Genomic DNA, 12,872 nt, shown 5'->3' on the forward strand with positions numbered 1-12,872 from the left:
ATATATAAGCCCCCCCTGTTGTTAATTACAAATTACCAATTACTTATTACCAATGATCGCACAAGTATCTGAAAACATCTACGAAGCAAAAACTCAGGAAATTGCCAAAGAAATCCTGAAGGCAACTCAAGACAAAAAGCGATCTTTTTTCGGTCAACTGCAAGACCAAATGCGCTGGGACGACAAACTGATGGATTGGGCGATGGCTAGCCCCGGACTGCGGGTGCAGTTGTTTCGATTCATCGACTGTTTGCCGGCCCTCCGCAGCAAGCCGGAAATTGCCCGCCACTTGCAAGAATACCTGACTGCTGAAGAGGTAGAATTGCCCGAAGCTTTGAAAAAATTGCTCAATTTTACTAACGCTGATTCGATTCCTGGACAATTGGCTGCGACGACGGTTGCGCCTGCGGTGGAAACTTTGGCGCACAAGTATATTTCTGGGGAAAATATCAAGCAGGTAGTTAAAACTTTAGAGCGACTTCGCAAAGATAAAATGGGTTTTACAGTTGACCTTTTGGGGGAAGCTGTCATTACTGAAACTGAGGCGCAAATTTATCTTAACCGCTATTTGGAATTGATGGAGGAACTCGCGAATGCAGCGAAGAATTGGCCGCAAGTAGATGCAATTGACAAAGCTGACGGCGAAACTCTGCCGCGAGTGCAAGTATCGGTAAAGTTAACGGCTTTTTATTCTCAGTTTGACCCTTTGGATGCTAAAGGTAGCGAGGAGAAAGTAAGCGAGAGAATTCGCATTTTACTGCGCCGCGCGAAGGAGTTGGGAGCGGCTGTTCATTTTGATATGGAACAGTATGCTTACAAGAGTTTAACTCTGAGCATTCTCAAAGACTTATTGTTAGAGGAAGAGTTTCGCAGTCGCACGGATATTGGAATTACATTGCAAGCATATTTGCGCGACAGTGCTCAAGATTTGCGAAACCTGATTTCCTGGGCAAAAAAACGCGGAAATCCGGTAACAGTGCGTCTGGTAAAAGGCGCTTACTGGGATCAGGAAACTATCAAAGCGATGCAGAAAGATTGGCCACAGCCGGTCTACAATGACAAAGTTGCTACCGATGCTAATTTCGAGCAGATGACGCAGTTGCTGCTAGAAAATCACGAATATTTGTATGCAGCTATTGGCAGTCATAATGTGCGATCGCAAGCGAGGGCGATCGCCATTGCCGAAACTCTCAATATACCGCGCCGCCGCTTTGAAATGCAAGTGCTGTACGGCATGGGCGACAAATTGGCTAAGCTTTTAGTCGATCGGGGTTATCGCGTTCGAGTCTACTGCCCCTACGGCGATTTACTGCCGGGAATGGCTTATTTGATCCGCCGTTTGCTGGAAAATACCGCCAACAGTTCTTTCATCCGGCAAAGTTCCGAAGAAATGCCGATCGAACAATTGTTAGCCGCGCCCGTTGCTAATGGAAATGACCAGCTAGTTTACAGCAAAGTATTTCCCAACGTTGCCGATACAGACTACGCCAATACCAAATTGCGGCAACAAGCAGAAACAGCCATCAAATCAGTGCGGGCTAACTTAGGTAAAACCTATTTACCGCTAATTAATGGCGAGTACCAAAATACTGAAGCAACAGTTAACTCTCTCAACCCTTCCAATCCCACAGAAGTAGTTGGCAAAATCGGATTGCTTTCCGAAGAACAGGCCAAACAAGCCCTGGAAGCAGCAAAAGCAGCCTCCACCAGTTGGCGGAAAACCCCCGTTCGCCAGCGCGCCGGCGTCCTCCGCAAAGCCGCTGAGTTGATGGAACAGCGGCGGCACGAACTGTCAGCTTGGATGGTGTTTGAAGTCGGCAAACCCGTCAGAGAATGCGATGCCGAAGTTTCTGAAGCTATAGATTTTTGCCGCTACTACGCCGACGAAATGGAACGGTTAGAACAAGGGAAAAATTACGACATTCCCGGAGAAACTAACCGCTACACCTATCAGCCGCGCGGCATTTCTTTAATCATTTCGCCTTGGAATTTCCCTCTCGCAATTCCCGTTGGCATGACAGTTGCATCGCTGGTGGCAGGTAATTGTACTTTGCTCAAACCTGCGGAAGTTTCCTCAGTAATTGCCGCAAAAATCACAGAAATTTTGCTAGAAGCTGGCATTCCCAAAGGCGTATTTCAATACGTGCCTTGCAAAGGTTCAACCGTCGGCGCTTACATGGTGAAACATCCCGACGTTCACATGATTACTTTCACCGGTTCTCAGGAAGTGGGCTGTCAGATTTATGCCGATGCTGCGATTTTGCAGCCTGGACAAAAACACCTGAAACGAGTAATTGCGGAAATGGGCGGCAAGAATGCAATTATTGTCGATGAAAGTGCAGATTTAGACCAAGCAGTTGCAGGCGTAGTTTATTCGGCATTTGGCTACAGCGGCCAAAAATGTTCCGCTTGTTCGCGAGTAATTGTGGTCGAATCAGTGTACGATAATTTTGTGGCAAGATTGGTAGAAGCGACGCGATCGCTCAATGTCGGCCCAGCAGAAAATCCAGGCACTCAAGTGGGCCCTGTGATTGATGCAAATGCCCAATCGCGCATCCGCGAATACATCGAAAAAGGTCGCGCCGAAGCTAAAATAGCTTTAGAAATGCCGGCACCGGAAACCGGCTATTTTGTCGGCCCAGTCATTGTTACGGAAGTATCGCCCACAGTAACTATTGCCCAAGAAGAAATTTTCGGCCCAGTTTTGTCGGTGATGCGGGCAAAAAATTTCAGCGAAGCGATTGCGATTGCTAACGGCACGAATTTTGCTTTAACCGGCGGATTGTATTCTCGCACGCCTTCGCATATCGATCGAGCAGCATCGGATTTTGAAGTTGGAAACCTGTACATCAATCGCGGAATTACCGGCGCTGTGGTATCGCGACAACCTTTCGGAGGATTCAAACTTTCGGGGGTTGGTTCTAAAGCGGGTGGCCCGGATTATTTGCTGCAATTCCTCGAACCCCGCACCATAACCGAAAATATTCAGAGGCAAGGTTTTGCGCCGATTGAAGGAGTAGATGATTAATCTTAAATTCGTTTGATTAAGATTTGATACCCGACTTCTTAAAGAAGTCGGGTATATGCTATCTTGGTTCAAAGAAGTCGGGGCTGGGCTATTCTGTTGTTATAATTGAATTTATTTAAAATGGAATATACAAAAAATGGTGCTAGGCTAAATTATCACCATCCTTCACTTGGCAAGTGGATGAGAGTTTTAATGATAGTTATATTAGTCCTGGGTATATTTTTTCGTTTCGCCAATCTCGAAAAAAAAGTTTACTGGCTAGACGAAGGTTACACTTCACTGCGGATTTCGGGTTATACAGAATCTGAATTTATTCAAGAGTTTGGTGACGGTAAAATCAAGGAAATAAAAACTCTACAAAAGTACCAGCGAATAAATACAGAGAAAAGCGTTTTTGACACCGTAAAAGGATTGGCATTAGAAGAGTCTCAACTTACTCCCCTGTACTTTGTAGCAGTGAGATTCTGGGTGCAACTGTTTGGAGATTCAATTGCAGTAACTAGAAGTTTGTCGGCGGTTTTTAGCGTGCTGGCATTACCTTGTATGTATTGGCTATGCTTAGAATTATTTGAGTCATCGGTGACAGCTTGGTTAGCAGTTGCCATAATAGCTGTATCGCCTTTTCAGGTAGTTTATGCTCAGGAAGCTCGACCTTACAGTTTGTTTGTCATGTTAATTTTAATGTCAAGCGCGGTCTTGCTACGAGCAATGCGCCTAAAAACTAATAGTAGTTGGGCAATTTATGGTGTAACATTAGTAGTTGGATTTTATTCTCACCTCTTATTTGGAATAGTTGCAATAGGACATGGAATCTATGTATTAGTTATCGAAAAATTCCGGTTTAACAAGACGGTAATTGGCTATTTGCTAGCATCAATAACAGGATTGATTGCTCTGTCTCCTTGGATTATAGCTTTTATAAAAAACTCGGGCAATGCCACTGATAAAACATCCTGGCTGTCTCTGAGAAGACCTATTTCAGAATTGATAAAAAGTTGGGTATTGAACATTACCAATCAATTTTTTGATGTGGGATTTTACTGGAATTTGTCACGACCATATTTGATATCTACTCTGCCAGTTATTTTAATGATTTTAATAATGGTAGGGTATTCTTTTTATTTACTTGTATGTAAAACGAAAATGCGAGTTTGGTTGTTTGTTGTGACATTAACGTTCGTGATAGTAGGATTTTTATTACCAGCGGACTTAATTAGGGGAGGGATTCGATCTGTCAACACTCGTTACATGATTCCCTGTTATTTAGGAATCCAGATATCTGTGGCTTATTTTTTTACTCAAGTTCAAGTTACAGCTCAATTACAAAAGCTGTGGAGATTAGCTCTCGTTGTTCTGCTCTCAATGGGAATTGCGTCTTGCTGCCTCTATGTGTCAGCAGATAATTGGTGGAATAAATCTGGCTCTCTTCTTAACGTTTCGATCGCCCGTACAGTCAACTCAGCTTCTAAGCCATTAATCATAACAGACTTTTCAGAGTATATTGTATGGGATATCGGCAATTTACTCGGTATGAGTCACCAACTCGATCCCAAAGCTAAATTATTACTAATGCCACCTAAAAATAATGTTGAAATCCCGGAGAATTTTAACGAGATTTTTTTGTACAGTATTTCTCGCGAATTAAAGACAAAAATTGCCAAAAGTAATCAATATAAAATACAAACAATCTATGCGGAAAATGACGAAATTATCCTAGGCAAAATAGTCAACAAATGATGTTTTATATAGCAAAAGCAGGTGAGCTTGTTTAAAATGGAATTTCCGAAAAATTGCGATCGACTAAATTCTCATAACCCTTCACTTGACAAGTGGCTGCGATTTTTTATTATCGCCGTATTAGTCATAGGTATTTTATTTCGCTTCGCCAATCTCGATCGCAAATTTTACTGGATCGACGAAACATATACTTCTTTGAGAGTTTCTGGCTACACTGAAGCCGAAATAATCAAACAAATTTCCTACCAGAAAATAACCTCGCCTGCGGATTTACAAAAATATCAGCAGATAAATTCCGAAAAAACTTTAAGGGATACCCTGAATTCTTTAGTAACAGAAGACCCCCAACACCCGCCTCTGTATTATGTACTAGCGCGATATTGGGCGCAATGGTTCGGCAGTTCCATTGCCGTAATGAGAAGTTTGGCCGCCGTGATTAGCCTGCTAGTATTTCCCGCAATTTATTGGCTGGCTTGGGAGTTATTTGAATCTTCAGCCGTAGCGTGGATGGCGATCGCAATTTTCGCCATTTCTCCCTACCACATCATATTTGCCCAAGAAGCAAGACAGTACAGTTTGTGGACATTAACTACTATTTTATCTAGTGCGGCCTTGCTGCGAGCAATGCGCTCTGAGGAAACTCAAAATGCTGTCGCCCTCGTTCTTTCCTGGGCGCTTTATGCAGGCACAGCAACACTGGGATTGTACACCCACTTGTTATTTGTCTGCGTCGCTGCCGCCCACGCAATCTACGTCGCAGTTATTGCCAACTGGCGCGATGTGAAAACATTCATTTCCTATTATGTAGCAGCTTTAATCGCTTTGATCTGCTTCATGCCTTCCCTCGTAAATACTGTAGAAAACTTCAATCAAGTTAGAAGCACAACTGTATGGGCAGAACAAACAAATTTCTTAAGATTAGTCAGCAGGTGGGTTGGTTCTATCACCATAGCATTTTTTGATATTGGCATTGATGGAACTGCCAACGCTACACAACTAGCCTTAGTAATTCCAGTTGGAATCATGGTTCTAGGTTTAGTCAGCTATGCCCTTTATTATCTATGCCGACAAACACCAAAGCGAGTGTGGTTGATTGTATTGTTATTAATTGCAACAACTGCTTTGTTTTTAGTAGTACCTGATCTAATCAAGGGTGGAAGGCGCTCAGCAAATCCGCGATATTTAGTTCCTTGTTATGTGGGAATTCAGCTAGCAGTGGCTTACCTGCTGTCTGCGAAAATTAGTAACAATTTGGAGAACTTCAAACAGCAAAAACTGTGGAAAATAGTTATAGTTGGAGTTTTTTTCGCAGGTATTGTATCCGGGGGAGTTAGTTCTCAAGCAGATATTTGGTGGAATAAAGGTAGCGGTTGGTTACGTGCCTTGGAAGTAGCCGCGACTGTCAATGCTGCCAGCAATCCCCTGATAATCAGCGATACCAACATTGCATACATCATGCCTTTAAGTTATCACCTGCAACCAAAAGTCCAACTGCTAATAGAACCTCGCTGTTACACTTCTTGCTACAAAAATCGAGAATTGGCAAAGAAAAAACCCCAACCCCCGCAAATTCCCGGCGGTTTCAGTGAGTTGTTTTTATACAGACCGTCCCCTACTTTGCGATCGGCAATTCAGCAACAAAACTATCAAATAGAGCGGGCTGACGCTAATGTTGAGCTTAGTCTGTGGAAAATTACCAAGAAATAATCTCAAACATTAAGGCAAAAAACACGGGTGGGCTGCCAAAAAATAAATGTCTTATTCACTGCGACATACTGACGATAAACGCCATTTTTGGAAGTATGTCGCAAGGAGAGTTCGATAGGTTTGCTTTTCGTGGTAAGCTAAAAGTTAACAATAAAAAAATAACATCAAAAATCTCAAATGACAGTCACTGAAACCTCCAACATTCGTAAACTGCTGTGCGATCCAGACTTAGGGCTGATTCCTCACCTAGAAAAGTGCCTGAAAGATTTGCACTCATCTGCGATCGCAAGTGGAGAGAAATTCAAGGTAGAACCTTACGATATAGAACTCAAAAGCTGCCACACCCAGAAGCATCCCAACGACCAAAAACCCCTCGTCACCCAGTCAGTGTTAATAAAAGTTCCCCTGACTGGGAAAGTTGAAGACAAGATGCACCTATATCTGATCGCAACTGAGTTGCAGAACCAAATCGACTTCAAAATTATCGACTGGAGTGCCTTAGAACGCCGCCAATACGATATTCAGGGCATCCCTTTAAAGCAGCCGATCACCAAAATAGATGGGCAGATGAATTACGAGTTAGTATTCGATCGACCAAGCTACTGCTGCATCACCCTGTGCCGCCAATTTGACTTAACTTACGCCGCCAATTTTTAATACCAATTATGAAAAGTAGGGACACGAAATTGCGTGTCCGGCGCGGGGAGTAGGACACGGCATTGCGGTGTCCCCACGGTTTGCTTTTAATAATTGGTAGAAGATTGAGGATTGTAGATCGATCGCACTTGCATCAAATTCAAACCGATCGATTCGCAGTTTCCGCAAGAATCCTCTTAATATCAGCAGGAGTCAGACTCGGATTAGCTTGCAACATCAAAGCTATCACCCCGGATACTTGTGGCACTCCCATTGAAGTACCCGCAAAATATCGATAGGGAATCCCCGGTTGAGAAAGCGGCACAGTTGAATAAACGTCACCAGAATCCGTCGTGCCACCGTCGCCGCCCGGAGCAACAAAATAATTAATTGTCTCCGCACCTGCCCGGTTAGAATAATTCCCAAACAAGCCATTTCGGGTAACACCACCGACAGCAATCCCTACCTCATTGGCAAACCGAGCCGGATAATCTACTTGTGGGCGAGCATCATTTCCCGCCGCCGAAATCACGATCGCGCCTTGAGCTTCAGCCGCTCGAATCGCATCCAATTCTTGAGCATTCAACTGTAGGCCGCCCAAACTCACATTTATTATCTTTGCTCCATTTGCCACCGCATAATTAATCGCATTAATTTCATCTCGAATTTTACCTACCCCTGCCCCATCAAGTATTTTCACAGGCATAATCTTCGCAGTCGGAGCCGTTCCAGTAATCCCAACCCCATCTTTTTTCGCAGCAACTAAACCCGATATATGAGTGCCGTGATTGTTATCATCCATCGGGTCATTATCGTTGTTGACAAAATCCCATCCCCGGAAATCGTCAACAAAGCCATTGTTGTCATCATCAGCCCCGTTGCTAGCTTTATTGCGACCGATGGCATCAACACCCGTTTCCCCCGCATTACTCCAAATATTCCCCGTCAAATCCGGGTGATTGTAGTCAACTCCGCTGTCGATAACTGCCACCACAATTCCGTCTCCAGTCAAGCCCTGGGCCCAAACCTCTGGAGCTTTAATTAAATCTCTGCCCCACTCGTCGCCGCCCAAGTCGGGAACGTCAGGAAAAGGTGCAGTACCTCGAGCTTTAGCAACTGCCGCCGCTGCATTCACCAAACCGAACCCAAAACGAGAGTCAAAACCCTGCAAGTTGCTCGCATTGTTAGTAAAAACAGTTGCAGGGGTTGCAGACAGATTGAGGGAGAAATTTGTACTGCCTTGGTATTGATAAATTCGGATAAAGTAAGTTCCTGCAGCTAAACCGTTGATGTCGATCGACTCCGGCGATAAATCCGGTTGTTGAGAAGAAGCAATAATATCGGTGAAGTCAATAGAATTGTCGCCGTTAAGATCTTTAATTAATGCCACGTCAACATCAGCCGTCAAACCGCTGACAGTTAATTTAAAGTCGCTAGTGGCAGGCAAAGTAAAGCGGTAAAGGCCGTCTGGCCGGGCGTTGCTAACCGAGTCTGCGATCGTTTGAGTGTCGCCCAAAATGCCTAAATCGCGAGCTTCGCTGAGTTGGTTGCCCAATACGGTAGTTGCAGAGATGAATGTATCGGCGAGGTCTTGTGGAGATGCGTTGGCTACCAAGCCTAAAATAGCATTGGATTGGCGAATTTTAATTAATGTATTGGAAATACCGGGGGCGATCGATATTTCTTCGAGAATCAAGTCAGCTTCGGTAAGATTGTCAGTCAGACCGATCGAATCCACAAAACTGTTAAAGTCAGTAATAACGTCGGCAGCAGCCGGATCGGTGACTGCAGAGTCGCTGCGGAGGACAAAGGTATCTGGACTCAAACCCCCTGTCAGCATATCTTTGCCGCCATCGCCCACTAAAACGTCGCTGCCAAAGTCACCGTTGAGGGCGTCATCTCCCTTACCTCCCTGCAAGGTATCGCTGCCGGCATCGCCAAACAAGATGTCGCTGCTGACACCGCCGTTAAGCACATCGTTGTCTGCACCCCCCAACAGGGTATCGGAATTGCTGCCGCCGAGAATGCGATCGTTACCATTATCGCCGCTGATGCGATCGGCATCCGACGAACCGATAATAAAATCGTTGCCGCCAAGGGCAAAAAATCCGTTAGGATAAGGAGTCAAAAAGCCCGGAGTCAAGGCGAAACTATTGGGGCTATCATCTAAAAGATAGGAAAGACCGTCAGGGCTCGGGCCGGGCATAGAAATGTACTCCTAGCGAGGTATATCGATCTAAATTTTAGATTTTAAATTTAAGTTTGTGGTTAAAAACGCCCTAAATAGTCTGTAAGGCGCGCATTACGCACAGTCTGTAGAGGTCTGCATAGGTTAGGTTAAATAGATTTATTCCGTCATATCATGTCGTGTAAATTAACCACAATTCCGCCTTTGCCCATCTCAAATATAAAATCTAAAACAGCATAACTTAATCCCAAATTCACAATCGGGGTCAGAAAATGGGAAAACAACACTTGCATCGAATTCAGAATTTTTTAAATCTCGCGAAATCGCGTCTCCAGCCTTATTTGCGCTATTTAATTTTGGGCGGGACGTTTTTATTTATTGCCAAAGCTTTTTTAACTCACTGGCGAGAAGTCGCGAATATCCAAATTCGAGCCGAAAGTTTTCCGTTGCTGGCGATCGCCCTCGGCGTCACTTTATTATCTCTAATTTTTGTCGGTTGGGTGTGGATGTTGATTTTGCGAGAATTCCGCCAACCTGTAACTGCCGCCTGGGCGATTCAAGTTTTTCTCAAAACTAATATTGCCAAGTATTTGCCGGGGAATATTTGGCATTTTTGGGGTCGAATATTGGACGCAAAAAAGGCAGGAATTTTCCCCAAAGCTGCTACTCTCAGCGTGTTGCTGGAACCGCTGCTGATGGCTTCGGCGGGCGTTTTGATTGGGTTGATTTGTTTTGACAAAATCAATTGGTTTTTGCGGATTGTCGGTTGGGCTGCTATTTTAACGGCGATTCATCCCCGAATTTTAAATCCGATCGTTCTTTTTGTAGAGCGGTTGAAGTTATCCAAGAACAATGGGGAAAATTCCCAGGCTGGGGAGGATGCGAGCGAGGAACTGAATTTTCGTGCAGAGTCTACCTCCAATCTAGCTAAAAAAACATCGAATGTCAAGTCGCGCCACAAAATTAATTTGCCAATTAAACGCTATCCTTTAGTGCCGTTAATTGGACAAATGTGTTTTATCGGATTGCGAGGCTGCGGTTTTTTGCTAACTGTAACTGCTTTAACTCCGGTGAACTTTAGCAATATTCCCAACTTGTTCGGTGCTTTTTGTTTTGCGTTTGTTGTCGGTTTAGTCGTACCGGGTGCACCGGGGGGAATGGGAGTATTTGAAGCAACGGCGATCGCCCTGCTGTCCGATCGCTTTTCTACGGGTATAATTCTGAGTGCGGTGGCTTTGTATCGGATAATTAGCATTCTGGCCGATGTTTCGGGTGCATTTTTAGCAAAGCTCGATCGCCAGCGAAATCAGCGCAGTCAAAAAAGGCGAATTTGAAATCAAATATTTGAGGAAGATAATTTGCTGCGATCGAGGAAACCCTGAATCGGGCCATGTAGTAAAAGCTATAATCAAAGTCCTGAGTTCCAACTCACAGACTGAGGTAAATTACTTGAACTGTGGCTGACCGTGTAAATCCAATCATCTCAGTGGCAGCAAATTCATCACATTACAGGTTCTTTGAAATAATGACTCTAACCTCTGGTTAGCCATGACTCATAACAACAATCGAACGACAACAATTCGTTACCTTCTAATTACATCAGGTGTACTGGCGATCGGTGGATTAGGCTATCTTGCTTATACCATGTTGCACCAACGCAACGAAGTACGCTACTACGAATCCGAACAGCAATGTATTGTAGATGCGATGAACCAAAGCAACGGGTTCACCAAAGAGCAGTGTCAGGCCCAGTTCCGGTACGCAATGCAGGAATACGAACGCATTACGCCCGTGTATCGCACGCAGCCAGAATGTCAAGAAGACACAGCAAGCATTTGCTCGCAGGTATCGAATTCCAGCGCTGCTACCCCCGGATGGCGACCAGAGTTCGGCGGCTTCTATTTCACCGATGATGTCGATGATGATGCCCCTCCAACAGTGGTCAACGGCGTCAACGGCGGCTCCTACACGGTTTATCCAGTGCAACCCGTTTACCGCTCCAACATCGGAATTGTAACTCCAGATAGAACCCAGATTACTCGTCCCCTACAGGGCATACCGCTAGATTCTCCCTACTTTTCCTCCAGTAGCGACACCCCAAATCGTCCCCCAGGCCACGCAGCTCAGGGAACCATCAAAGGACGAGGGAGGTTTGGTAGCGCAGTCCGTTCCACGGCTCCTTTGGGAACCGGAGGAAAGTAACCAAGACCGATTTTTCTCTATTTTTCCATATTCTCCAGTGTCACTAGCAAGGTGCTTCATCCATGTATCCCTTTTTGTTTCAGCGACGACGCAACTGGCAGCAGCACGTATTAGAGAACGCCTACCAATGTCAGCCTCTTGCAGACATCAACCAACGCTACTGGGCAGAAGCCTTAGACCGTCCCTTTGGGGTGATGTTTTCGCGCCAGGAAGAGGCGAGGATCTGGGATGCTACTGAGGCTCTTTGGGATATGTGCCGGGAGTTTTTGGACTGGTTTTTTACCGCTGATGGCCTAGAAAATCGGATGAAAAAACTCGCTATTCCCCCTGCTTTCTGGGAAGCAATTCAGGTTTCGTGGGATCGGGTTGACGAAGCAGAAGATATGTCTCTTTATACCCGTTTCGATCTTGCCGTCACTGAAGATGGAAAAATTAGCCTTCTAGAAATCAACGGCGAAACTCCTCTCTTGGGTGCAGAAACAGTCTATCAATGGCTGTGGTTAGATGACATGAAAAAAAACAGCCGAGATTTGCGATCGCTCCCCAACGATGCCGATCAGTTCAACAACTTTTGGGACGAAGTTGCGGGTCGATTCCGCACTCTAAGTCGTCATTATGATTTAAAGCAATTCGGCCTGAGCTTGTTAATTGACGAGCATCTGTCAGAAGATACCGAGATGGCAGGACAACTGGTGGAAATTATTAATCAAGAATTGGGAAACGATCGCTTTTTTACCCAACTTGTAGGATTGCGTAACCATCTGGGCGTGGATGAAGAAGGATTTTTTGTCGATCAATTTAATAATCGGATTTTGCGGCTGTGGAAAATCGTCGATTGGCTGGATTTGCAACTCGCCAGCCAATCCTTTAACGCAGATGAAGCCCTAGCATCACGCCTGATAGCAGGGGACGTGAAAATCATTGAACCGCTGTGGAAACAGATTTTAAGCAATAAAGGAGCGATGGTGTGGATGTGGGAATTATTTGGCAACCACCCAGTGTACGCTCAATTCTTGCTACCCACTTTCTTCACAGATACTATCTCGATCGAATCCACAGCATTACTGACCCAAATGCACGTCAAAAAGCCTCTCGTCGGTCTAGAAGGTATTGGGGTTTCTATTGAGACAGGCGATTTTGTTGCCGGAGCCGTTCACGCCCGCGAGGCGATGGGCTACGATCGCGAAGGATTCATTATTCAGTCCTATCAACCCTTGCCCGAATATTTTGGCTACCACTTCGTCGTAGGTTCCTGGATTGTCGGCGATACTCCCTCCGGCATCGTATTGCGCGGAGATACCAATCCGATCACCGGACGACATTGCTTAATCGTTCCGCATATTGTGAGCGATCGTCTGGTGAATACTTAACTTC

Annotated in this window: 8 protein-coding genes; 7 read left to right on the plus strand and 1 reads right to left on the minus strand. The window is 45.0% G+C overall.

All coding sequences use genetic code 11. The features are described 5' to 3' along the window. Positions 1-52 precede the first annotated feature (52 nt). From pruA to QUA77_RS12390, 4 genes are all read left to right on the plus strand, one after another. Positions 53-3,028 carry an L-glutamate gamma-semialdehyde dehydrogenase gene (pruA, locus tag QUA77_RS12375; protein ID WP_333450310.1) on the plus strand — a complete coding sequence of 992 codons (2,976 nt, stop codon included), beginning with the start codon at positions 53-55 and terminating at the stop codon, positions 3,026-3,028. Between the two features lie 120 nt (positions 3,029-3,148). Next, a complete protein-coding gene (locus QUA77_RS12380; protein ID WP_333035254.1) occupies positions 3,149-4,765 on the plus strand; it encodes a glycosyltransferase family 39 protein in 1,617 nt (538 codons plus the stop codon). A gap of 36 nt (positions 4,766-4,801) precedes the next feature. Continuing rightward, complete coding sequence (locus QUA77_RS12385) at positions 4,802-6,472, plus strand: glycosyltransferase family 39 protein (protein WP_333450311.1); 1,671 nt, start codon at positions 4,802-4,804, stop codon at positions 6,470-6,472. 177 nt (positions 6,473-6,649) lie between these two features. After that, entirely contained in the window at positions 6,650-7,129 is a 480-nt protein-coding gene (locus QUA77_RS12390; RefSeq protein ID WP_333035252.1) for a hypothetical protein, read from the plus strand. A 139-nt stretch (positions 7,130-7,268) separates the two neighbouring features. Here the strand turns inward: QUA77_RS12390 and QUA77_RS12395 are convergent, their stop codons facing one another. Next, positions 7,269-9,314, minus strand: coding sequence for a S8 family serine peptidase (locus tag QUA77_RS12395; RefSeq protein ID WP_333450312.1), 2,046 nt, complete (start codon positions 9,312-9,314; stop codon positions 7,269-7,271). 254 nt (positions 9,315-9,568) lie between these two features. Between QUA77_RS12395 and QUA77_RS12400 the strand changes: the two genes are divergently transcribed. From QUA77_RS12400 to QUA77_RS12410, 3 genes are all read left to right on the plus strand, one after another. Then, a complete protein-coding gene (locus tag QUA77_RS12400) occupies positions 9,569-10,630 on the plus strand; it encodes a UPF0104 family protein (RefSeq protein WP_333450313.1) in 1,062 nt (353 codons plus the stop codon). Between the two features lie 214 nt (positions 10,631-10,844). Beyond that, entirely contained in the window at positions 10,845-11,498 is a 654-nt protein-coding gene (locus QUA77_RS12405; protein ID WP_333450314.1) for a DUF1190 domain-containing protein, read from the plus strand. A 62-nt stretch (positions 11,499-11,560) separates the two neighbouring features. Further along, positions 11,561-12,868 (plus strand): glutathionylspermidine synthase family protein, encoded by a 1,308-nt coding sequence (locus QUA77_RS12410; protein ID WP_333450315.1) that lies wholly within the window; start codon positions 11,561-11,563, stop codon positions 12,866-12,868. The last annotated feature ends 4 nt before the right edge of the window (positions 12,869-12,872 follow it).

Source organism: Microcoleus sp. K5-D4 (genome assembly GCF_036704575.1).
Classification (GTDB): Bacteria; Cyanobacteriota; Cyanobacteriia; order Cyanobacteriales; family Microcoleaceae; genus Microcoleus.